This window comes from Pedobacter psychrodurus (assembly GCF_032678585.1).
GTDB lineage: Bacteria > Bacteroidota > Bacteroidia > Sphingobacteriales > Sphingobacteriaceae > Pedobacter > Pedobacter psychrodurus_A.
In genome coordinates this window covers 149175-171547 of the sequence record NZ_JAVTSN010000006.1, presented here as the reverse complement: position 1 = coordinate 171547, position 22373 = coordinate 149175, and the positions used below count along the sequence as shown (strand labels likewise).

At 39.6% G+C, this 22373-nt stretch carries 21 protein-coding genes; 7 read left to right on the top strand and 14 right to left on the bottom strand.

From position 1 onward, the window contains the following. Window positions 1–144 precede the first annotated feature (144 nt). From R2S57_RS06110 to R2S57_RS06100, 3 genes are read right to left on the bottom strand one after another with little or no spacing between them, the layout of a single operon-like run. Window positions 145–1848 carry an ABC transporter ATP-binding protein gene (locus R2S57_RS06110; protein WP_316844182.1) on the bottom strand — a complete coding sequence of 568 codons (1704 nt, stop codon included), beginning with the start codon at window positions 1846–1848 and terminating at the stop codon, window positions 145–147. Then, complete coding sequence (locus R2S57_RS06105) at window positions 1848–2111, bottom strand: hypothetical protein (RefSeq protein ID WP_316844181.1); 264 nt, start codon at window positions 2109–2111, stop codon at window positions 1848–1850. The genes R2S57_RS06110 and R2S57_RS06105 overlap by 1 nt, the downstream gene beginning before the upstream one ends. After that, window positions 2112–2825, bottom strand: a complete 714-nt coding sequence (locus R2S57_RS06100) for a 3'-5' exonuclease (RefSeq protein WP_316844180.1) — start codon at window positions 2823–2825, stop codon at window positions 2112–2114. A gap of 95 nt (window positions 2826–2920) precedes the next feature. Between R2S57_RS06100 and R2S57_RS06095 the strand changes: the two genes are divergently transcribed. Beyond that, window positions 2921–3436, top strand: a complete 516-nt coding sequence (locus R2S57_RS06095) for a DUF1579 domain-containing protein (protein ID WP_316844179.1) — start codon at window positions 2921–2923, stop codon at window positions 3434–3436. Between the two features lie 103 nt (window positions 3437–3539). On the opposite strand, the gene R2S57_RS06090 is transcribed toward R2S57_RS06095, so the two are convergent. The 7 genes from R2S57_RS06090 to R2S57_RS06060 form a co-directional block, all read right to left on the bottom strand. Then, a complete protein-coding gene (locus R2S57_RS06090) occupies window positions 3540–4436 on the bottom strand; it encodes a DUF72 domain-containing protein (RefSeq protein ID WP_316844178.1) in 897 nt (298 codons plus the stop codon). Between the two features lie 480 nt (window positions 4437–4916). After that, window positions 4917–5198, bottom strand: coding sequence for a DUF433 domain-containing protein (locus tag R2S57_RS06085; RefSeq protein ID WP_316844177.1), 282 nt, complete (start codon window positions 5196–5198; stop codon window positions 4917–4919). A 53-nt stretch (window positions 5199–5251) separates the two neighbouring features. Then, complete coding sequence (locus R2S57_RS06080; protein WP_316844176.1) at window positions 5252–6640, bottom strand: arginine decarboxylase; 1389 nt, start codon at window positions 6638–6640, stop codon at window positions 5252–5254. 359 nt (window positions 6641–6999) lie between these two features. Continuing rightward, a complete protein-coding gene (locus R2S57_RS06075) occupies window positions 7000–7578 on the bottom strand; it encodes an alkylphosphonate utilization protein (protein ID WP_316844175.1) in 579 nt (192 codons plus the stop codon). Window positions 7579–7967: 389 nt separating this feature from the next. Then, window positions 7968–8282: a hypothetical protein gene (locus R2S57_RS06070; RefSeq protein WP_316844174.1), complete on the bottom strand. Its 315-nt coding sequence runs from the start codon at window positions 8280–8282 to the stop codon at window positions 7968–7970. A 184-nt stretch (window positions 8283–8466) separates the two neighbouring features. Beyond that, window positions 8467–9384: a citrulline utilization hydrolase CtlX gene (gene ctlX / locus R2S57_RS06065; RefSeq protein WP_316844173.1), complete on the bottom strand. Its 918-nt coding sequence runs from the start codon at window positions 9382–9384 to the stop codon at window positions 8467–8469. An 88-nt stretch (window positions 9385–9472) separates the two neighbouring features. Continuing rightward, complete coding sequence (locus tag R2S57_RS06060) at window positions 9473–10918, bottom strand: arginine deiminase family protein (protein WP_316844172.1); 1446 nt, start codon at window positions 10916–10918, stop codon at window positions 9473–9475. Window positions 10919–11222: 304 nt separating this feature from the next. On the opposite strand from R2S57_RS06060, the gene argS reads away from it, so the two are divergent. Both argS and R2S57_RS06050 read left to right on the top strand, forming a co-directional pair. Beyond that, complete coding sequence (gene argS / locus R2S57_RS06055; RefSeq protein ID WP_316844171.1) at window positions 11223–12995, top strand: arginine--tRNA ligase; 1773 nt, start codon at window positions 11223–11225, stop codon at window positions 12993–12995. 65 nt (window positions 12996–13060) lie between these two features. Beyond that, window positions 13061–13837 carry a sulfite exporter TauE/SafE family protein gene (locus R2S57_RS06050; RefSeq protein ID WP_316844170.1) on the top strand — a complete coding sequence of 259 codons (777 nt, stop codon included), beginning with the start codon at window positions 13061–13063 and terminating at the stop codon, window positions 13835–13837. 336 nt (window positions 13838–14173) lie between these two features. On the opposite strand, the gene R2S57_RS06045 is transcribed toward R2S57_RS06050, so the two are convergent. Then, window positions 14174–15298, bottom strand: a complete 1125-nt coding sequence (locus R2S57_RS06045; RefSeq protein ID WP_410479066.1) for an AI-2E family transporter — start codon at window positions 15296–15298, stop codon at window positions 14174–14176. Window positions 15299–16010: 712 nt separating this feature from the next. Here R2S57_RS06045 and R2S57_RS06040 point away from each other — a divergent pair. The 4 genes from R2S57_RS06040 (at window position 16011) to R2S57_RS06025 (ending at window position 20649) form a co-directional block, all read left to right on the top strand. After that, the gene (locus R2S57_RS06040; RefSeq protein ID WP_316844169.1) at window positions 16011–17306 is read left to right on the top strand and encodes an IS110 family transposase; all 1296 of its coding nucleotides are present in this window, start codon (window positions 16011–16013) and stop codon (window positions 17304–17306) included. Between the two features lie 231 nt (window positions 17307–17537). Beyond that, entirely contained in the window at window positions 17538–18896 is a 1359-nt protein-coding gene (mnmE, locus tag R2S57_RS06035; RefSeq protein WP_316844168.1) for a tRNA uridine-5-carboxymethylaminomethyl(34) synthesis GTPase MnmE, read from the top strand. Window positions 18897–18953: 57 nt separating this feature from the next. Further along, window positions 18954–19481, top strand: coding sequence for a hypothetical protein (locus R2S57_RS06030; protein WP_316844167.1), 528 nt, complete (start codon window positions 18954–18956; stop codon window positions 19479–19481). 79 nt (window positions 19482–19560) lie between these two features. Next, complete coding sequence (locus R2S57_RS06025) at window positions 19561–20649, top strand: hypothetical protein (RefSeq protein WP_316844166.1); 1089 nt, start codon at window positions 19561–19563, stop codon at window positions 20647–20649. A gap of 562 nt (window positions 20650–21211) precedes the next feature. Here R2S57_RS06025 and R2S57_RS06020 read toward each other — a convergent pair. The 3 genes from R2S57_RS06020 to R2S57_RS06010 are packed head-to-tail and all read right to left on the bottom strand — an operon-like array spanning window position 21212 to window position 22179. Beyond that, entirely contained in the window at window positions 21212–21367 is a 156-nt protein-coding gene (locus R2S57_RS06020) for a DUF2256 domain-containing protein (RefSeq protein WP_316844165.1), read from the bottom strand. Next, complete coding sequence (locus tag R2S57_RS06015) at window positions 21354–21833, bottom strand: DUF4385 domain-containing protein (protein WP_316844164.1); 480 nt, start codon at window positions 21831–21833, stop codon at window positions 21354–21356. The genes R2S57_RS06020 and R2S57_RS06015 overlap by 14 nt, the downstream gene beginning before the upstream one ends. Before the next feature lie 10 nt (window positions 21834–21843). Further along, the gene (locus R2S57_RS06010; protein ID WP_316844163.1) at window positions 21844–22179 is read right to left on the bottom strand and encodes a hypothetical protein; all 336 of its coding nucleotides are present in this window, start codon (window positions 22177–22179) and stop codon (window positions 21844–21846) included. Window positions 22180–22373 lie beyond the last annotated feature (194 nt).

The following is a 22373-nucleotide window of genomic DNA, read 5'->3' as shown; positions in this document are numbered from 1 at the left end:
GTTAGTTCAATGGTCATTGGTTCATTAAGAAAGCAAATTGCCGATATCAAATTGGCTATCTGACTATTGACCATGAACTATTAACAAAATAATTAATACTCCAGATTAAACCTTTACTCTGATTTCCTTTCTACGGACTACGGACTAACTCCCCGGAATGGCCGCGATCAAATTTCTGGTATATTCGGCTTTTGGGACATAAAAGATCTGTTCAGGAAAACCTTCTTCCTCAATTTTTCCTTTATTCATGACCAATATGCGGTCTGAAATGTGTTTTACCACGGCTAAATCGTGAGAAATGAAGATATAAGTGAGTCCGAATTCGAGTTGGAGATCTTTAATAAGGTTTAAAACCTGTGCCTGAACGGAAACATCCAGAGCAGATACCGATTCATCACAGATGATAAATTTAGGTTCCAGGGCCAAAGCTCTGGCGATTACTACGCGCTGTCTTTGTCCGCCACTAAATTCATGAGGGTAACGGTTATAATGTTCTGCTTTTAATCCTACTTTATTTAGCAATTCCAATACTTTTTGTTTGCGTTCGGCGTCGTTACGGTGTAATTTATGGACCTGTAGGGGCTCAATAATCGATTGACCAATACTTAGCTTAGGATTTAATGAAGCATAAGGATCCTGAAAAATGATTTGTATATCTTTTCTTAATTTGCGTAATGCTGCTTTGTTGATATGTGTAATATCTTCACCATTAAAAATAATCTCACCAGATGTTGGCTGGATCAATCTTAAAATGGTACGGCCCAAAGTCGTTTTGCCACAGCCCGATTCGCCAACCAAACCCAGGGTCTCTCCAGGGAATACTTCAAAATTCAATTGATCTACAGCTTTTACATAATCAGTTGTTTTGCCGAATAAACCATTATGGATGGGATACCAGGTACACAGATTCTTAATTTGAAGCAAAGGTTTTTGTACATAAAGTTTTTCCCTTCTAGAGGTAATTTCGGCAGCTGTTAACTGATTTGAGGCTTCTAGATGCGCTGAGGCATCATCGATTTTGCCAGTAAGGAAATCGGCCACTACGGGTAATTTCTTTAACTGTAAGTGAGGTGAGGGCCTACAGGCCAACAAACCTTTGGTATAAGGGTGTTGCGGATTTTCAAAAATCGATTTCGCAGGACCTTGTTCTACGATTTCTCCTTTGTACATTACAGAAACTTCGTCGGCAATTTCATTTACCACACCCAAATCGTGCGAAATAAAGATCATCGCCATGTTTCGCTCAGTTTTTAGTTTTAAAAGTAACTGAAGAATTGTTTTCTGAACGGTTACGTCTAATGCAGTTGTGGGTTCATCGGCAATTAATAACTTCGGATTGCAGCTAAGCGCCATTGCAATCATTACCCGTTGTTTTTGTCCGCCCGATATCTGGTGCGGATAGCTATCGAATATTTTTTCTGGTCGCGGTAACTGCACTTCGTTAAAAAGGGCGATGGTATGTTTTTTAGCTTCTGCCTTATCTACTTTTTGGTGGAGTATAATGGCCTCGGCCACTTGCTCGCCACAAGTAAAAACAGGGTTTAAAGAAGTCATGGGTTCCTGGAAAATCATGGAGATCTGGTTTCCCCTGATCTGGCGGATTTCATTCGAACTGAGGTTAAGCAGGCTAATCTCTTCGAAATCAATGTCACCCGTAATTTTTGCAGCCTTTTCATCGTGCAAGCGCATAATGGAGAAGGATGTAACCGACTTTCCGGAGCCGGATTCGCCAACAATACCTAAAACAGTTCCTTTTTTTACATTAAAACTAATCTGTTTAACAGCTTTAAACCAGGTTTTTTCGTCCTGGTTATAGAAATCGACATTTAGGTTTTCTACGTTTAACATCAAATTTTTGAAATAATAAGCTCAATTGAACCTGCCTCCAAACTATCGTAATCGTCTAAATGATAGTGGCAACCAATTGGAGTTTCGTCTTGTGCTAAGGAAAGAAACTGTTTTGCAAGAGAAATGAGCCCAGCTTTATTCGCCTGAATTTGGATTTGATTTTCAATAAGGTCTGTTTTAAGAATGAACCCATCTACCCAGCCAGATTGCAAGCCTACCTCTTTATCATATTTTGGGATTTCCAGTTTTACTTCGACCATCATTTAAGATACAATGGTAATGTTTTCTGCTGAAATTACATCCATACCTTTAAATTTTAATAGTACCTGGGCAGTAGTAATTACATCTTTCTGGCAATAAGTCACAATCCGGCCGAGGTTTTTTTCTTCATAATAAACCTGTCTTACTTGCGCCCCATTTATATCATCTTTTGGTGTAGGGATATCTAAAATAGCTGCCAGCAGATTTAAAGAAGTGAAGTGTTTGTAGTCGCCGAATTTCCACAGTTCCATGGTATCGATGTGGTTTATTTCCCAGGGTTTTTTGCCCGAAAGTTGTAGTTGGATTGGGATTTCTATGCCATTGACCAATAATCTGCGGCAGATATATGGGAAATCGAATTCTTTACCGTTGTGTGCACAGAACGTCAAAGTAGGCGCTTGTTTACTTAATAAGTCGGCGAATTGCTGGAGCATCTCTTTTTCATCATGACCATAAATGGATTTGATGCGCAGGGAATATGATTGATCCTGTACATTAAAAATCCCCAGACTGATACAAATAATCTTGCCGAATTCGGCCATGATACCGGCTTTTTCGTAGAATTCTTCAGGACTTTGGTCTGAATTTCGCTGATAATGCGTTTTCTGTTCCCAAAGTTCCTGGAAATGGGGCGGCACATCATGATAAGATGGATATTGAGGTACGGTTTCGATATCGATAACCATAACCTGATGGAGATCTAACGCCTTTAACATATGTAGATAGTTTTCAGTTAACAATTTACAGTTTTCTGTTCAAAATACTGTAGATAAATGATTTAACATCACAATTATATTCTATAGCTTTGGTTATGGCAAAAAGTAAATTCGAGCAATCTTTGGCAGATGGTGCTCATAGGCAACTTCAAAAATTAACTGGTGATTGGAAAGGAACAACTAAAACCTGGTTCGAAAAAGATGTGTTGGCAGATGAATCTCCATCAGAAGCTAAAATCACAGCTGTTTTGGACAATCGGTTTATTTCTCTTGATTATCAGGGAAGTTTAGACGGTAAAGCTTTTGAAGGTAAAATGATTGTTGGTTTCGATATCCCTTACCAAAGATTTTCCACCAGTTGGATCGATAGTTTTCATATGGGTACACAAATTATGCTTTCGAGTGGTGAAGCCACGGCAACTGGTTTTTCGGTTTTTGGAGAATATGGTAGTCCGGAATATGGCGAACAGCTCTGGGGCTGGAGAACAACTCTTGAAATAATAAGTGAAGATGAAATGATATTAACTGCCTATAATGTTTCGCCGGAAGGGGAAGAGGCAAAAGCTACCGAAACGGTTTATAAGAGAAATATCGTTGGTCGGGATTTGTAATCCCGACCTTTCTTAAGTGCATTACAAAGCCTTTATTCAGACGAGATTGCAAATCTCGACCAACAGTAATCTAGGTTTCAAAAACCTGCGAGGTTTTTATCAGTTAAAATAAGCTTGGCAGTGTCTGATTCGCCATTACCGGAATTTTTAAATCAGTTCCTACCGCTTTGTTCAGTTTCTCGGTGAAATAAGCTGAAAATAATGGAGAGGAAAGCTCTACATTTTGATGTACAAAGAAATATAGATTTTGCAAACCCTGTTCTTTCCAGTCTATAATGCGCTTAATCCAATCATCTAAACGTTTTTTATCAATTTCATCATCATTTGCGCCTACAAAACGTACAAAGGCCGTAGGGGAGGTTAAACGCATGTGTAACATATCTCTTCTGCCCGCGGTATCTACAATAATATTGGCTACACCATTATCCTGAAACAATTGTGCAAATTCGTTTGCAATGGCAGGATTTGAAAACCATTCATTATTTCTCACTTCAACGCCCAATGGAATTACTTTTGGAAATTCATTGATCACGATTTTTAACCTTTCGAAATCTTTGGGTTTAAAGTTATCGTGTAGCTGAAGAAAGGCCATGCCCAATTTATCTTCAAAATTGCTGATGGCATCGCAGTATTGTTCTACAGGTTCTTTAACGTTGATCAACCTTTTAAAGTGACTGATGGTATTGGTCAGTTTTGGGAAAAACTTAAAGTCTGCAGGTGTTTTTTGTGTCCAGGTAGTTACCTGTTCGCGGGTAGGCATACCATAGAAGGTAGCATTTAACTCAATGGAATTAAACTGAGTAGAATAATAAGTCAACTCATCCTTTGTTCCTTTTGGATAAAAGCCCTTTAAATCGGCTTTGTTCCATTTGGCACAACCCACAAAAGCCTGAAAAGATTGTTTAGGTTTATTTGCTGCCAAAACTGCTGCTGTTTCAGGCGCATCAGCAGGAAGGGTATAATCTATAATTGAAGGGTCGTCTACTTTACCGAATTGCATGTTAGTCTTTTTTATTTCAAATCAAATATATTGAAATGTCCGACTAATAATTCGTCTTTTTTAATTTCTTTAAAAGATATAATGTAAAGATAATATGGGATAGTAGAGTTAGTGATATCAAATAGAGAAATTCGTTAATTAGGCCGTTGTAAGCTGTGATATTTACACTCAATCTATTTTCAAAGTATTTTTTCAGCAGATAGCCTATGTAATAAAAAAGATTAATAGAAAAAATGTAGGCAAAAAATAACCAGATTTTTATAAGCCTACGAAATCTAATAAGGTAAAATAGAGGCAGAATTATATTTAAACAAAGAACTATTAATTGTTTTAAATTTGGAGGGAAAATTATAGTGTGCCAACCAGGAATAATTGAAGTAAAAAAGTCACTTGAATACATTAATAATATAAATGCCAAGCAGGACATTAAGCTAATTAGAATTATTTTTATGAAAATTTTCATCGAGCCAAATTTCCCAATTATTCATACATTAAGTCCTCATTTACTTTTTGTGCGCTATATAAGAGAACAGCCCTGATATCTTCCTTTTCGAGGATGGGATGCTCCTCTAGGATTTGTTCTTCACTCATTCCGCTTGCCAATAGTTCTAGTATATCAGAAACTGGAAATCTTAATCCACGTATTGTAGGTCTTCCGCCCATCAAACCATCTGTAGAAGTAATGCGATCAAATAATTTAATCTGTTCTTGTGCCATACTCAAATATAAAAAAAAATACCCCAGTTTAAAAAACTGAGGCATCTGTATGTTTTAAATATAAACTGAGAACTGCAAATTCCCAACTGAAAATTGAATTAGTACCCCAGTATCTTCAACACTTGTTTACTGTTCTGTTCTTCGCCGAAAACCTCGAAGTTGAAACTTTCATCACGGTTTCTGCGGATCAATACATGTTTCGGACTTGGCAATAAACAATGGTGAATACCGCCATAACCGCTCAATACCTCCTGGTAAGCTCCTGTATGGAAGAAACCTAAGTATTGTACTTTACGCGTTTTTGGCATAAATACACTGTTCATGTGCGCCTCCTGGTTGTAATAATCCTGTCCATCGCAGGTAATACCACCTAGGTTAACACGCTCGTATTCTGCATCCCAGTTGTTTACCGGCAATAAGATGTATTTTTGGTTTAATGCCCAAACATCTGGTAAATTGGTAATGAAAGAGCCATCCAACATCAACCAACGTTCACGGTCGTTCTGTTGTTTACGGCCCAATACTTTATATAAAATACCAGAAGCTTCAGCCACGGTATATTTACCAAATTCGGTAATAATATCTGGTTCCATTACATCGTGGATAGCGCAGATTTCTTTAATCCTTTTCACAATTTCGTTTACCATATATTCGTAATCAAAATCGAATACCAACGAATCTTTAAATGGCATACCGCCACCAATATCCAGCGTATCTAAATCAGGATTGATCTTTTTAAACTTGCAGTACAGCGTTACGTATTTCTCTAACTCGTTCCAGTAATATGGCGAATCGGTAATACCCGAGTTAATGAAAAAGTGCAATAATTTAACCCTGAAATTAGGGTTGTGCACGATTTTATTGTTGTAGAAATCGATAATATCTTCCATACGCACACCCAAACGCGAAGTATAAAACTGCGAATCTGGTTGCTCTTCAGCCGCGATACGGATGCCTAAGTTACAAGGAGTGTCAATATCCACCTCATCATCAAAAAGGTTAAACTCCTCTTTGTTATCTAAAACCGGGATAATATTGGTGTAACCATCATGCAACATATCAATAATATATTGCTTGTATTGGTAGGTTTTAAAGCCGTTGCAGATAATGGTGGTATCTTTCGTCAATACCCCTTTTTTCTCCAAAGCATCAACCATCGGCATATCAAAAGCCGAAGAAGTTTCTAAGTGGATGTTGTTTTTTAAAGCTTCTTCTACAATATGCTTAAAATGCGAGCTTTTTGTACAGTAGCAATATTTATAATCGCCACGATAGTTGTTCTTTAAAATAGCGGTCTGGAAAAGAATCTTCGCTTGTTGAATCTTCTTACTTACCATTGGTAAATAGGTGAAACGTAGGGGAGTACCGTAAGTTTCGATCATTTCCATCAGGTTTAAATCCTGAAAATATAATTCATCATCTATAACATCGAAGCCCTCTTGCGGGAAACCAACACTTAGATCAAGAAATTCTGAGTAACTCTGCATTTACTTTTAAATAATTTTTGCAAAAATGTAATTTTAAATCGAGAATTAATCTTTAATAAAAATATTTTTACTGTAGGGAAACGCTTAGCCTAACTACAAAATTTAAGTGCAAATTGTTTTTTGGAATAAATAAGGTCGGGTGTTTTGTTAACTGTCTGTAAAACAATAGGTAATGAGTATTGAATTTAGGGGTTTGGAAAGCAGGTTTCTGTTGTGATAGGTTTGGGTTTGTCCTGCTCTCCACTTTACTCGTTGCACTCGTGTTCGTTCCGATCAGGTTTATCTGGCAAGGTCAGTACAGCTATTTGGGGTTTGATAGCGAGCGGCCTAATGAACCGTTTACCTCATCAAATAAAGTATTATCCTTTGCGGAGGTATTTTGTTAAAATTACAATGGTTTGTCCTTCTACTTTACCTTCAATCAGTTCTGTATTATCGTGTACCAGTCTAATGTTTTTAACCACAGTACCCAGTTTTGCGCTTATGGTGGAGCCTTTAACATCCAGTGTTTTAACCAAAACTACAGTATCGCCTTCAAATAAACGCGTACCATTGCTGTCCTGATGAAATTCTACCGTTCCATCTTGTTCATGGTCGCCGGTTTTTTTAGCCCATTCCAAAGTTTCATCTTCCAGGTATAAAATATCCAGACTATCTGCCGCCCAGCCTTCATTTCTTAACCTGCTCAACATTCTCCAGGCCATAACTTGTACCGGAGCAAATTCCGACCACATGGTTTCTGTTAATATTTTCCAATGGCTTGGTTCAAGCTGTTCGGTTTTTTCGATCTGGTTTAAGCAGGTTTTACAAACTAAAATGCTGTTATCGCTATTGGCATTACTTGTTGGTGGTACTTCGTATACCGATAAGTTGGTTTCGGCTGTACATAATTCACATTTATTGCCCGAACGGGTTTGTAATTCTTGTGCTAGAGACATATTGATACTGGATTTTTGGCGAAAGTAATAAAACTAATCGGGATCACGCAGATCGGCATTTGGACCAAGGTAATAACATTGGTGGCGAAGTGAGCCAGGGTGGGAAATAAGCATTTACCAATGACTCGGAAAGCAGGTTCCTGTTTTTATCGGTTTGGATTGGTCCTGCTCTCCACTTTACTCGTTGCACTCGTGTTCGTTCCGATCAGGTTTATGTAACTAGGGTAGTGGTGCTATTGAGGGTTTAATAGCGATTGTATCCAGGCGAAGGGATTTCCGTGTTGTCTGTGTTTCCGTGGCAAAAAAAATAAAAATGATTCGTGGAGACACGAACCATGGCATGGGTAAATATAATTCTAAGGTTGGTGGCTCGCCAACCAATAAAGCGATTAACCTTTTATAATTCTTTCGTTTTGCGCCACATCCTTTTCAAACTTTTCAGCCCATTCCTTTAAGTTCAAAGCCGTTTCCTCTTTATCGTCATCATATATAATCCAGGCATCTGCATCTGTAGACAATTTAATCAATGTCGAGATATCATCTTCGGTGATGTAGGATTGTCCATATTTCCTTTCACCATTTATTACCGCATGCCATAGGGCATATTCTAAATTCAGCGTCCAACCTGCAGAATAACAATATTCTGAAATCTCACTCATGAATGTTGCTAGCCGCAGTTCTTTTCCTGTTAAATCTGATTCCATTGAAAAATAAAATTAAGATATTCTTACGTTCTTCGATCATTTCAGTCAAAAAGACTCGACAATCTTAATGAAAATAAAAATGGTTCGTGGAGACACGAACCATGGCATGGATAAATATAATTCCATGGTTGGTGGCTCACCAACCTTTATGTGTTTAAACGGCTGGTGAACCAGCAACAAAAAATTAAGACTTAACAGGCAAATGCACCTCAGCCAGCATACACCTTGCACTGCCACCACCATTTTTTTCGATGGTATACAATGGTGCATAAATAATTCTGCAATATTGTTCAAGCGCAGCAATCTGCTCAGCACTTAATGATAAATAAGCCTGCTCCGACATCACCAATAAACTTTCACCTTCTGCATTGGTAACCTGTAACATATTGCCTGCAAATTTATTCATTTGCTCGAGGCTGATTTCGATGATTTCTTTGCCAGCGCCTTTTAAACTGATGGTTACATTTAGCTTTTCTTCAGGATTTTTAATCGAATCCAGACAGATTACCGCAACACGGTCGCCGATGCACATCATCACATTGGTATGGTAAATGGGGAAATTCGATCCATCCACGGCCTGGAAAGCCACTGGTTCATAGCCCGTAAGCATGCAAAAGTTGTTGAGCACTTCTTCATCAGTACGCACACTCAGACAGGCATAGGCAATTTTATTGATACGATCTAATACCATACTTCCGGTGCCTTCTAAAAACGCATGTTGCTGCTCGTAAAAGCTTAAATCGCTGATGTGGTTTACTTCGAAGTTTTCTTTTAAGCCATCCAGTATATCTTTCCGGCGCTCTAATCTGCGGTTTTCTGAAAACATGGGGTAGAGGTAAACAGAGCCATCTTCGTGAAAGGAAACCCAGTTATTCGGAAAAATAGAATCCGGTGTTTCCGGTTGTAAAGTATCATCAACTACCGTAACATCAACATCGTTTTTTCGCAAAAGATCAACAAAAGCATCAAACTCTTTTAAAGCTTCTGTTTGTACATTGGTTTCGGTTGATGCGATTTGAAATTTGTTATTCCCGGCCGTTTGCGCGTTGAATTTAAAATCAACAGGGCGGATCATGAGGATATGGTTGGTTGTTTGGTTCATTAGTTCAATTGTTCATCTGTCATTGGTTAATCGGTTAATTGTTCCCGGCAGTTGCCCATCAACCATTTTCCATCAGACATTTTACCTTCTATAAATTATCTCTTAAAATTGGCAAACTCATGCAATGGAAACCACCGCGGGCACGTGATAATTCTGCCGAAGGCATTAAAATCAGGGTATCGGTTATGGTTTCGGCATTTACTTTGCCACTTTCTAAATCCTGGATCAAATCTTTTACATCTACCACATCAAAGCCTGCGGCTTTAAAAGCTTCAACCGTTTTGTCGTTTCTATCGTAACCCAAAACAACACCTTCTTTAATGGCTAAAAGATTACATGAATCGGTCCATTGCTCACGCGAATCGTAAGGGAACTGATTGTTTCCGCTATAGATAATCTGAGTGGGTTCGCTGCTTTTTAAATCGTTCTGACTGATATCATTCAATAAAGCTTCTACATGTTCGAAGTGTTTAGGCTCCTGCGGATTGGCTTTTGTAAACTGAATGGCTGTGGTTGCCTCCAATTTTTCAGGTTCCTTTAAAAAGTTGATCGGTTCGTAAGGATTGTATTTTGGCGAATGTGCAATCGAATTTAAAATTACCCAGGTATTGCGTTTAACTTGTGTAAAAACAGTATCCAGGTGCATATAATCACGTTTACTTGGTATTTTTACCACCGTAACTTTTTCTACTACATCCTGATCGAACAGTAATTTTATGGCTTCATTGGCACCATGTTCAGAGGTTCTTTCGCTACAGCCAATCAATACGTGGTTAGGACTCACCATCATTACATCACCACCTTCTAAAGTGGTGCTGAATGCAGGTTCATCACCCGGACGTAAAAAGTGCATGGTTACATCAGGGATTTCGAGGATGTTGTTGCGGTATCCCTCAAACAAAGGATGGTTGAAGAAAATATAACGCATTAAAAGCGTTTCGCGCACCCGTGCTTTTTTTGCGGGTTTGTTTAACAGAATGTGATTGTTAATCGTTGTACCCACATCCCTGGTAAAAATTAAATTCGGGATCGGTGCAAAAATCATGGTATCGTTAGCCAATGTTCCGGAGATAAAAATCTCCGCCAATTGTTTTGGATCGGTATTGGTTAATTCCAACTGTACTTTGTAGGTGCAGCCTTCAATGGCACAAACAGCTGCTACCAGTTTTTTACGGATGGATTCGTTCTCCAGCATTTCGCTCAACAGGTTCTGAATCTCAATTACAGATTTAGAATTGTGGAAATCGGGGTGGTTGGGTTTATAAAAATTACGCTCGGATGCTTCCGAATCGATTTCGGCCAGTTTTCCTTTAATCTTTTCCGGATCAAGGAAATACATCAGCAGTTTAATATAATAATCGTATTCACCTTTGCGGATGGTATCTAAATGTACAATATCTTCGAAAAGCCAGTCTTGCGCCTTAGAGGGTACTACTTTGCCTAATCCACTATCAGGACTATGTATTAATAATTTACGCAACCTGCCGATTTCGGTGTTTACGCTCACTTTAAAATTTGGGTTCTGTTCGCTCATAAATAAGTTAGTTATTACAAATCTATCAGAAAAATTTAGATATGAGAATCGAGATGATAGATTTGAGATAGACTGTTATTTAGAAGCGTTTATTTTTTGCACAGAACCAAATATAATAAACCTTAATAGCGGCATCTCCCGTTTGAAAAAAATCGGGACTATAGCGGAAAGAAGGACTATCGGAACCGACTGACACTATAGCAGCTTTCCTAACCTTTTACAAACGGTGAAAATCGAAATTTAAGGTAAAATTTCTTCGGACTTCGGACTCCCGACTTCGGACTTTTTTCTCTATTTTTGGCACATGAATTTTATTATTGCCGCAACACAGAAAGCCATTTTTGAACTTTATCATGAAGAAGTAGCCGAAGGTGTAATCAACATACAGGAAACCCGTAAAGAATTTGAAGGACAGGCAACAATCGTTGTTTTTCCGATTACCAAAATTTCGAAGAAATCGCCGGAGCAAACTGCGAACGAAATTGGTGAATATTTGGTTGCCAATGTAACCGATGTAACCAAATTTAATGTAGTAAAAGGCTTTTTAAACTTAAGCATTGCCGAAAGTTATTTCCTTAAACAGTTTAACGAAGAAATTTTAGCACCCGATTTTGGGGTGTATGCGCCGAACGGTAAAAAGGTAATGGTAGAATATTCTTCGCCAAATACCAATAAACCGCTTCACCTTGGGCACGTACGTAATAATTTATTGGGTTATTCGGTTTCTGAATTGCTTAAAGCTTACGGCTATGACGTAGTGAAGGTAAACCTGGTTAACGACCGTGGTATCCACATTTGTAAATCGATGCTGGCCTGGCAAAGGTGGGGCAATGGCGAAACACCCGAAAGCACTGGTTTAAAAGGCGATCACCTGGTAGGAAAATACTATGTGATTTTTGATAAAGAATACAAAAAAGAGATTGAAGCTTTAAAAGCCGAAGGACAAACAGAAGAAGAGGCGAAGAAAAACGCACCGCTGATTAAGGAAGCACAACAAATGCTTCTGAAATGGGAGCAAGGAGATGAAGAAGTGGTTTCACTTTGGAAAACCATGAACGAATGGGTTTACGCCGGTTTTAATGTCACCTATAAAAACCTTGGAGTTGACTTTGATAAATTCTATTACGAAAGCAATACTTATTTATTGGGAAAAGGTACCGTTGATGAAGGTTTAGCAAAAGGCGTTTTCTTTAAAAAGGAAGATGGTTCTGTTTGGATCGATTTAACTGCCGATGGTTTAGATCAAAAACTGGTTTTGCGTGCAGACGGAACATCGGTGTACATTACCCAGGATTTGGGTACTGCCGAAATGAAACACGACGATTTCAATATGGATGAATCGATTTATGTGGTAGGGAATGAGCAGGACTACCATTTCAAGGTGTTGTTTTTGATTTTAGAAAAACTGGGCAAGAGCTGGGCGAAGGGTTTATACCATCTTTCATACGGAATGGTTGATTTGCCAAATGGTAAAATGAAAAGTCGTGAAGGAACCGTAGTTGATGCTGATGAATTGATCGAAAGCATGGTGACTACCGCACGCGAGAAAACGGAAGAACTGGGTAAAACCAACGATTTTAGTGAAGCCGATAAGGAAGAATTATATAAAAATATCGGTTTAGGTGCTCTAAAATATTTCCTGTTAAAGGTTGAACCTAAGAAACGTTTATTGTTTAATCCTGCTGAAAGTATCGATTTTCAGGGCAATACCGGCCCGTTTATTCAATATACACATGCAAGGATTAAATCGCTGTTGAGTAAAACGGATTATAAGTTTGGCGTTGGGAGTTTGGCGTTTGGCGGGATTAGCGAAGTGGAACTAGAAATGATCCTTCAATTGGCTAAATACCCTGCAGAGATTGCTATTGCCGCTAAGGCCTATAGTCCGGCGAGTTTGGCCAACTATTTATACGAACTGGCGAAACTGTTCAACAAATTTTACCATGAGGTACCGCCAATTGTAAAAACAGAAGAAGGTGATACGAAACAGTTCCGTTTAAACCTGAGCAAAAAAACTGCTGATATTATTCATGCCGGAATGCTGATTTTGGGAATTACTTCTCCGGAGCGGATGTAGGAACTTATTGTGTTGGCTAAAGCAACCATAATGAATTCTGAAGAATTGATTTAAAAATCTAATTAGTGGTTAACGAACTGATTTTACTCTGTCTGGTAGCCTTTGCTGCCGGATTTATAGATGCTATTGTAGGTGGCGGCGGTTTATTACAAACGCCCGCCATTTTACTGATTTTGCCACATTACCCTGTAGCTACACTTTTAGGGACTACTAAAATCCCATCTATGGCAGGTACTACACTTGCTGCTGTTAAATATTCGAAACAGGTTCGTTTTAATTATAAAGTGCTCGCTGCTTGTGTGCTTACTGCATTTTTTGCTGCACTTTTGGGGGCGTTTTTGGTGAGCAGGATCGATAATTCGGTGATTAAACCTGTAATTCTGGTGGTGCTGATTTTGGTTGCGCTTTATACCTATTTTAACAAACAGTTCGGTATTCATCAGGAGAAAGATCATTCTGTTAAAAAACAGGTTTTAATGGCTGGTTTATTTGGAATATTGATTGGTTTTTATGACGGTTTAATTGGCCCGGGTACAGGTTCTTTTCTTATTCTGGTTTTTATTGCGGTATTGGGATTCGATTTTATCGGTGCCAGTGCACATGCGAAGATCGTGAATATGGCTACCAATTTGGCTGCGATTATCTATTTCAGTTCTACCGGACATATCTTGTTTCAATATGCTATACCAATGGCCATTTTTAACTTAACAGGTGCTTTTTTCGGAACCAAACTGGCCTTGCTTAAAGGAAATAAATTTGTCAGGGTATTTTTCCTGATTGTAGTTTTCGGAACGATATTGAGGTTCGCATATGATATTTTGAAGGCAAAATTGATGATGTGAGATGGTTTTTAGTTTAATAGTTCATTGGCCATTAGTTTATTAGTAAAACAAATGGCCAACAGGTAGTTCAATAGTTCAAGGGGCATTGGTTCATTAGTAAAACAAATGGTCGACCTCAAATTGGCTATCTGGCCATTGACCATGAACTGTTAATAAAATAATTAATACTCCTGATTAAACCTTCACTCTGAATTCCTTTCCATTCTATGGACTATGGACTATGGACTATGGACTATGGACTATGGACTATGGACTATGGACTATGGACTATGGACTATGGACTATGGACTATGGACTATGGACTATGGACTATGGACTATGGACTATGGACTAACACTATCCTTTCTCAATGCCTGTTTTAGTTGCCACAGGCTTCTTTTTTCTAAAGTTAGCGAAGGTCATAGGGCTTTTGGCCGGACGTTCATCTCCCAGTAATACGCCCCATTGTTTAAAGGATTCAGTACGGTCGAAAATGATTTTTAATACAGCTACAGTGGGCAATGCCAGGAACATACCGGAAACGCCTGCTATACTGCCACCTATAAAAACGCCGAGGATCGCAAATAAAGCATTTATTTTTACTTTGGAGCCTACAATGCGGGGCATCAGGATGTTATTGTCTAAAAATTGAACAAAAGCAATTACACCTAAAACGGTAACCACTGGCCACAATTCTTGTGAGGATGTCAATGTTAATAATACGCCGATTACGTTACCAATTAATGCACCCACATAAGGGATCAGGTTTAATATGGCAAAAATGACCCCAATTAAAAGTGCATGTTTAATGCCAATCAACATCAATATTCCACCCAGTAAAATGGTCATGTAGGTAATTTGTATTAATAATCCAATTAAGTAACTTTTAATGATCGATTCGGTTTCATAGATGGCTTCTTTCACTTTAGGGTGGTCATCCGTTTTAAACCACATGAAAATGAAACGCAATAAAATGTCTTTGTAAAAAAGCATCAGGTAAATGTAGATAGGAAGCAGACCGATAAATACAAAAATACCGCTCAGTGTAACCGCTGCACCACCCGCGAGTGAGGTACCCATGTTCATCAAGTCGTCGCTTTTACCTTGTATAAAGGCTTTTTGTTGTTTATCGTCGTAGTGTGTAATGCGACTGATCCAGTCGCTTAACGAATTGATATGTTGTGTAACATTCGCTTTTATTTGGGGGAAATCTTTAACTAAAATACCGATCTGATTGGAGAAAAACCAGATCATGAGCGCTACAAATAGCGCAACCAACAGGATAGAGATAATGATAGATAGCGATTCAGGAATTTTTTTACGCTTCAAAAAACGGTACACGGGTAGGAGCATGATGCTAATGAAGAAAGCCATTAACATCGGCATAATAATATCACGGCCGATAACCATAACAGCTACAATGGCCATAAGGCCCAATAACTCTATAGACCGTTTAACGGTTAGGGGTAAATTGTTCATCATAAAAAGCTTATTCTGATTTCAGTTTTAAACACATTTGTTGTGAAAATGTTTTAAAAAGTTGGTTTAGCGAAAGGCGTTTGGCGTTTTGGGGCTGTTATTCGGCCAAGCTTAGCGCTGAAAGTTTGGTGTCTGGCGTCAATTTACTATTTCCTTTCGATAGGTCGCCGTGAGGGATAATTTATTTCATAAAAATCAATATGATTGACGTATAAATTATTTTTTTTTGCCCAGCTGCTCCGTCTTGCCTCGGCTCGCCGCCGCCGAAGGGCTCTTTCTTTTTGGCATCAAAAAGAAACAAAAAATGCCGGCTGAAAATTTTTCTTTGGAAGCCAGTAGAGTGGCTTGGTCTGTGGGCCCCGAAAAATTTGTTAGGCCGGGTCTTAGTTGAACGTGGATGAGGTGCTTTGGCCTAGCTGGGAGGAAATGTAAATGCCTTTAAGTTTCTCATTAATAAATAATTACAAAATAACGTCAATGGTAGAGGTTAGAATTTTTCAAATACATCGGAGTGTTGATGACAGATCCGTAACTTTATTAAGCCTTATGCAGTTTGGCTGTTTGTCGGTATAGTGCTTTTGCCTGCATGGTAGTATGGTTCCTTCGGAGATGGTATTGGAGTTTGGAGCACCTTTATTGGTTGCCCGCATGATAGCCTGCCTAGTATTTTCATCCCGTTGGGCATAAGGTTTTAATATACTTATTCGTCATTGATATGGAAATTATTCACAACAACTCCGCGGGGATCGATATTGGTTCAAGGAACATCTACATCAGCCCCGGCTACTCTGAGGTAAAGGTTTTTGGCACCTTTACCAGTGATTTTAGGGCAGCAGCGTCCTACCTGCTGGAAAAGGGCACTCAGACCGTTGCCATGGAGGCCACGGGTTCTTATTGGATCATCTTGTACGATATCCTTGTTGAAAATGGCTTTGATGTATGGCTGGTGGATGGCCGCCAGACCCGTCAGGTTCCCGGTCGCAAGACCGATGTTAAGGACTGCCAGTGGATACAGCAGCTGCACAGCTATGGCCTACTGAACCGATGCTTTGTCGCCCAGGGCGATCTGAAGGAAGTAAGAGGTTATCAACGGCTGCGCGAGGACCATCTGCGCAGTGCGGCCATGCACATCAACCACATGCAGAAATCAATGATCGAAATGAACATCCGTTTGCCTGAAGTGCTCGATCAGATACAGGGTGCCAGTGGCATGGCTATTATCCAGGCCATACTAGAAGGTGAACGTGATCCGCAAAAACTGCTTTCGCTGTGCCATGGAAGCGTATTGAAAAAGAAGTCAGCCGAGATTCTGGCCGCTCTTGAAGGCTTCTATACCGAACGCGGAATTTTCGCCCTTAGGCAGGCCTACCAGGCTTATCAGTTTTACCAGATGCAGATTAGAGAATGTGACGCTGCCCTTAACGATATACTCGTTAAGATGAATCAGGACAAAGACCATCGTGAAGCTGGCCCGCGCAAACCGGTTCGGCACCATAAACCACAGATTGATGAACTCGGTAGGCATATGCTGGACCTGTTCGGAGGCAGGGATGCAACGGTACTGCCCGGTATTACCGATTATTCATGGCTGCAGATCTACAGCGAAACGGGAACAGACCTTGAGCGTTGGCCTTCTGAAAAACATTTCACGAGCTGGCTCGGGCTTTCTCCAGGCCAGAACCATTCGGGGAAAGCCAATAGAAAACCTAAGAAAAAAGGGCGTCCCAATGCAGGCCAGATATTCAGGGTGTTGGCCCAGAGCCTGCTCAAGAGCAAGAAGATTTCATTTGGGGCCTTTGGACGAAGACTTAGGGGACGTAAGGGCCCAATGATTGCGATAAAGGCAGTAGCCCGAAAAATCGCTATACAGTACTGGAGGTTAATGGTTAAAGGACAGGAGTTTGTTGATCAGGGCGTAGCTAATTACGAAATGGTAATGATCAAACAAACAGAAAAACACCTAAAAAAGTTAGCCCTGGAACTGAATTTAAAAGTAATAGAATCCGATTGATAGGTGTGTAAATAGCTTATTATCAGTTTAATAAAACATCTGTCATTGATAGCAGAGTCGAAAGGCTGATAGTTGATTTGGAGTTTGGCATCAGTTAACCAGCAAAGTTTGGCGTTGGGTGTCAGTTAACCGATTTAAACAGTTAACCGATTAAGCAATAGTCAAAAAAATTACTTCCCATACACGATTTACCCACAGATTAGGCTTATTTTTGCAGCTTTAAAACAGCACATGTACAATCAAGATACCATTATTGCTTTATCTACGCCTTCGGGTTCTGGTGCCATTGGCGTGATCCGCTTATCTGGTCCTGAGGCTATTTCACTAACAAATGAAGTTTTTGCAGGTAAAGATTTAGAAAAGCAGGCTTCACATACTTTGCATTTTGGTTTAGTAAAAGATGGTAATCATATTGTTGATGAGGTGGTTGCAGGTTTATTTGTTGCGCCAAAATCATATACTAAAGAAAATGTGGTGGAGATTTCTTGTCACGGATCTAATTACATTATTCAACAAATTATTAACCTGTTGATTAGCAAAGGTGCCCGTGCGGCCAAATCCGGTGAATTTACTTTACGTGCATTTTTAAATGGCGCTTTTGATTTAAGTCAGGCAGAGGCCGTGGCGGATTTAATTGCGTCTAATTCAAAAGCTTCGCATGATGTGGCAATGCAGCAAATGCGCGGCGGTTTTGCTACTGAGCTGAAAGGACTACGCGAGCAACTGATCCATTTTGCTTCCATGATTGAACTTGAACTCGATTTTGCCGAAGAAGATGTAGAATTCGCCAACCGGGAGCAGTTGAAAAACCTGGTAAATAAAATCAATTATGTTTTACAACGTTTAATCTCTTCTTTCGAAATGGGGAATGTGATTAAAAACGGTGTTCCAATTGTAATTGCAGGTAAACCTAATGTAGGTAAATCTACTTTATTGAATGCGCTGTTGAATGAAGAACGGGCCATTGTTTCGGATATTGCAGGAACCACACGCGACACCATAGAGGATGAACTGACTATTGGTGGCATTGTTTTCCGTTTTATCGATACAGCAGGAATCCGCGATACTGCCGATATTATTGAAGCTTTGGGCGTAGAACGTACTTTAGAGAAAATGAAGCAGGCGAAGCTGATTATTTATATGGCCGATGCAGCGCAAAGTATTTCGGAAATTGAAGAGCAGGTTCGAGGTTTAGAACAGTTGGCCATTCCTTATTTAATTTTGGTAAACAAAGCTGATCTGATTGCCGATGCCCAGCGCAAAGCTTTCGAAGCCTTAAACGTGGTATTTATTTCTGCCAAAGAAAAACAGGGTATAGATGAACTGAAAACAACTTTATTGGAGCAGGTAAACCTACACCACATCAATACCAGCGAAACATTGGTCACCAACATCCGCCATGTAGAGGCTTTGAAACAAACCGAACACGCACTGCAACGTGTATTGGCCAACGTAGATAACCCGGTTACCTCAGACTTTTTAGCCATGGACATCAAACAGGCCTTACATTATCTTGGCGAGATTACGGGTACAGTTACAACGGATGATTTATTGGAGAATATTTTTACGAAGTTTTGTATAGGTAAGTAATTGATTTTCAGATATTTAAATTTATTATCGATAAACTTTTTTACATAAAACTAGCTTATGAAATATTTATTCTTGTTTACAGCTTTTATATTGTTGCATTACAACAGCTTCAGCCAAAAGAAAAAAGCAAGGGCTGAACCACCACCGCCTCCGAAGGAAAGTATAATGGAATTTTCGGAGAAACCGTTTACGCTTCAGCCGTATTCATTCCCCATTTTGTTTGAGTGGGAAATTAATGCAGATACCACGCTTAAAACGGGTACCGTCTTTAAAAAAGTGATCAAGCTTACCTATGAAAAAACTGAGGTAAACGGTTATTACAGTCAACAGGAAGTTACCTTTAAAAAGTCTAAAACAGGCCTGGAAAATTCAGAACGGAAAATTCCAAAAATGATCACCAGGATTGATTATTATGATGTGGAAATTTTAAATGGTGCGGTCATATTTAAAGAGGGGGATCGGAAGGTAATGGCCCTGAAAGTTATTTATGATAAAAAAAATCTCGTAAGCCGCTTGAAAGATGTGGATGATGGAACTATTTATAACCGCGTCAAATCGGAGGAACATCCGGTTGTTGCTCCATAGCATGGCAGTTAACTCTGGCCTGTCTTTGTCCGTCAAAAAAAATATGGCTACCTTATCAGAGAATAAAAACGGTAATCCTATGAGAACCAACAATTGCATTTTTATTTTCGTTTTTTTAATGATACTGTTTTATCAGGATTTGAAAGCACAGCATTCAGATAAAAACTGGATAAGGCCGGCAAATGCAAAAAGTGAAGCTATGTTGGGCATCAGCAATGGCATTGTATTTAGTATATGGCCTACGGGGGTAGAAGGCGATCGCGAAAATACCGGCGGGCCACGGGGGCTGATTAGGGTTGGCTATGAAAATAAAGGTGCGGTTTATCTGATCAACTTTTTGGCTATTGAGCCGGTAGTGAGCGGTAAAATTGAGTACAGCGAGATATCCCCCTCACTGATCGATAACCAATGGGGCAAGTTAATGTGGGCCGGTGAAAGCGAAACCGACACAGCCTACTTCGGGGGAGCCAAAACACGCGGCATTATCCTGCACCCTGATAGCCAGCATCCTGAGGTGGAAGAATTATCGGTATATATATTTATGGAACGATTTAAGAATGGTGCGCATCCATATTTAAGGCTTTTTATTCGCAGCGATAATCCTGAAGAACTTGGTATAGAGGTTTTTAATCACAGCGGAAGTGTGCCAATGCAGCGCTGTGCTGTAACCGCTACCATGGGTAATTATTCGCGGCTACGTAAATTACATTTAAAAGATAAGGTGATAAACTCAACAGCGCTGTACAAAGGGTATGAAGAGATTGGTTTTACAGAAAAGGAAAGTTATGCAGTTTCGCAATTATGGAAGGCCGGCAACGGCGATGTTATAGCGGTTGCTGAATCTGATGAAGATTTTAACAGTCTTAGCTCTTGGCCGCAGGAAAAGAACTATCTTGATAGAGCCGGATGGCGTTACCGGCCAAATCTTAAACTAAGCCAGTATTGGCGTAAAGGCGCATCTGAATATGATTACTCCCTGATGTTGCGTGTAAACGGGAGGGCAAAATACTGGAGCGGGGGAAGCCCCAATAAGCAAGATTATATCGATATACCCGGCGGACCCTCATTCGAAAATTTTGAGTTAAGGGAGAGTTATCATCCTGCTCAGAAAGTCTATTTCGGCGTTACAAAAAAGACAGCACAGCAATTATTGCTGTCTAAGTTTTAGCTGGTGACACGTTAATTTAAGATCTGTTTTCTGATTATATATTTGTGTCAAATTGGGGATGGCTCAGGTTTTTTCAACGCGTTTAAGTTGGTCTACGGTTTGCTGCGTAATATTTAAATTTTTAAAAAAAAAATGAACTGGGATGGCAATCGGTAAATAACGATGTTGATTCTTCCGACGAAACATCTTCAACAGTTATTAGCGGTTAAGCCGTGGTATTCGAATCTGGTTTATGAAGAACCGTTGTTTATGATAATATCTTTAATTTTTTTCGGTTTGAGTAGGTAAGTAATCCTAAGATATAGACTGAGTTCAAAGTTAACATTAAATCCTGCAGAAGGCTACAATTATTAGCCCCGGGCCTTACAATGAATATGTGTTTATAGATTATAAAAACAGCGCAGGAACTCGGTCCGGCGCTGTTTTTTTTTACTGACTAATTTTTAATTGCTAACCAAATATAAGATGGTTCAAATTTAGGGCTACATTATTAACAGAAATTAAGCTTACCGTTAACTAATGTACCGATAACCTGCCTACAAAGCAAAACAGAAAAGGCATATCAATTAATAGTTAATTTTCCCCTGTTTCGCCTGCATTTCTCGGAACAGAATTTTACTCCTTCCCACACCTTTTCCCATTTTTTTCTCCAGATAAACATTCGTCCGCATACCATGCACTGCTTTTCAGGAAGGTCCTGCTTTTTAACCCCTTTCATCTTTCCATTGTTTTTTTAGCCCGGCGTATTGTCCATTGGCTTCGGCCAGTTTCCATTTATTATGAAATATTGAAGCCGATAATGCTTTTTGCTCATCACCCGTTCCTCGTTCCAGCTGGCGATAATCCTGATGGGCATCATATTTTTTGCCACCCTTGTAATTGGCATAACGCCTGGATCTGGTAAAGCCCATTTGCAGGTATTTCCGGGCCATATCTGCGCCGACAAAATCTCCTTCCTCCAGATAGGCTAGAAACAAAGCATAGATTTTTTCACTGCTCTGCCTGGCCATTTCCGGCGTTTTAAACCGCCAGTATTCACCAATCTCGCTTTTATAAGGCTCACAGATCAGAACACCCTGCTCGCCTTTGCCCACCCGATATGGCCCGGGATTCTTCCGATAATCAATGTCCGGTTTCCAGACATATTTTGAATGGTCAAAGTGGAGATAGCTGGGCTTGTCCATAACCGGTCAGTTAGCCCTGGTTGATGTGTCCGTTCAGATAGCTTTCGGCGCTGACCAGATCGTTGTCGACCTGCTCTTTTGCCGTTACTGATTCATAGTGCAGGGAATCCTCTGCAAATTCGCTCAGCAGGGTGAACCTAATTTGAGCTTCTTCGTTGATAGGGGCAGCTTTTCCGATCACGGTAAAAATTCCCTCAATACCATCATGTATAAAACTGTACTTGACCTGAAAATCATCTTGGTCTTCGGTCGGAATTTCGGCGATTTCGGTGTAGGCGCGGTCCTGTATAGTTTCCAGTCCCTGTTTCAATAATTTGATCGCTTGCTGCTTTTTATCTGCTGTCATATCTGATGTATTTAATTTCCCTTTTCTAACAGTCAGCTGGCGCTAAAGTTTTATCTCATTACACCGGACATTTTTCTGATAAGCGTTTTTGACTAAATCCGGAGATCGGGATGATACCCTAAAGCTGCAAACATTGTAGGTATCTGCTGTCGCAGGAATATCACTTTTATCAATCGCTGCTTACATGAAGTTGA

Excerpts from the sequence above, each read along its gene's own strand:
- R2S57_RS06095 (WP_316844179.1), top strand. The coding sequence starts at position 2,921 with ATGGCAAAAAGTAAATTCGAGCAATCTTTGGCAGATGGTGCTCATAGG.
- R2S57_RS06080 (WP_316844176.1), bottom strand. The coding sequence starts at position 6,640 with ATGCAGAGTTACTCAGAATTTCTTGATCTAAGTGTTGGTTTCCCGCAA.
- argS (WP_316844171.1), top strand. The coding sequence starts at position 11,223 with ATGAATTTTATTATTGCCGCAACACAGAAAGCCATTTTTGAACTTTAT.
- R2S57_RS06020 (WP_316844165.1), bottom strand. The coding sequence starts at position 21,367 with ATGAAAGGGGTTAAAAAGCAGGACCTTCCTGAAAAGCAGTGCATGGTA.
- mnmE (WP_316844168.1), top strand. The coding sequence starts at position 17,538 with ATGTACAATCAAGATACCATTATTGCTTTATCTACGCCTTCGGGTTCT.
- R2S57_RS06060 (WP_316844172.1), bottom strand. The coding sequence starts at position 10,918 with ATGAGCGAACAGAACCCAAATTTTAAAGTGAGCGTAAACACCGAAATC.
- R2S57_RS06070 (WP_316844174.1), bottom strand. The coding sequence starts at position 8,282 with ATGGAATCAGATTTAACAGGAAAAGAACTGCGGCTAGCAACATTCATG.
- R2S57_RS06040 (WP_316844169.1), top strand. The coding sequence starts at position 16,011 with ATGGAAATTATTCACAACAACTCCGCGGGGATCGATATTGGTTCAAGG.
- ctlX (WP_316844173.1), bottom strand. The coding sequence starts at position 9,384 with ATGAACCAAACAACCAACCATATCCTCATGATCCGCCCTGTTGATTTT.
- R2S57_RS06015 (WP_316844164.1), bottom strand. The coding sequence starts at position 21,833 with ATGGACAAGCCCAGCTATCTCCACTTTGACCATTCAAAATATGTCTGG.
- R2S57_RS06030 (WP_316844167.1), top strand. The coding sequence starts at position 18,954 with ATGAAATATTTATTCTTGTTTACAGCTTTTATATTGTTGCATTACAAC.
- R2S57_RS06090 (WP_316844178.1), bottom strand. The coding sequence starts at position 4,436 with ATGCAATTCGGTAAAGTAGACGACCCTTCAATTATAGATTATACCCTT.
- R2S57_RS06045 (WP_410479066.1), bottom strand. The coding sequence starts at position 15,298 with ATGATGAACAATTTACCCCTAACCGTTAAACGGTCTATAGAGTTATTG.
- R2S57_RS06075 (WP_316844175.1), bottom strand. The coding sequence starts at position 7,578 with ATGTCTCTAGCACAAGAATTACAAACCCGTTCGGGCAATAAATGTGAA.
- R2S57_RS06025 (WP_316844166.1), top strand. The coding sequence starts at position 19,561 with ATGAGAACCAACAATTGCATTTTTATTTTCGTTTTTTTAATGATACTG.
- R2S57_RS06105 (WP_316844181.1), bottom strand. The coding sequence starts at position 2,111 with ATGATGGTCGAAGTAAAACTGGAAATCCCAAAATATGATAAAGAGGTA.
- R2S57_RS06100 (WP_316844180.1), bottom strand. The coding sequence starts at position 2,825 with ATGTTAAAGGCGTTAGATCTCCATCAGGTTATGGTTATCGATATCGAA.
- R2S57_RS06010 (WP_316844163.1), bottom strand. The coding sequence starts at position 22,179 with ATGACAGCAGATAAAAAGCAGCAAGCGATCAAATTATTGAAACAGGGA.
- R2S57_RS06110 (WP_316844182.1), bottom strand. The coding sequence starts at position 1,848 with ATGTTAAACGTAGAAAACCTAAATGTCGATTTCTATAACCAGGACGAA.
- R2S57_RS06085 (WP_316844177.1), bottom strand. The coding sequence starts at position 5,198 with ATGCCTCAGTTTTTTAAACTGGGGTATTTTTTTTTATATTTGAGTATG.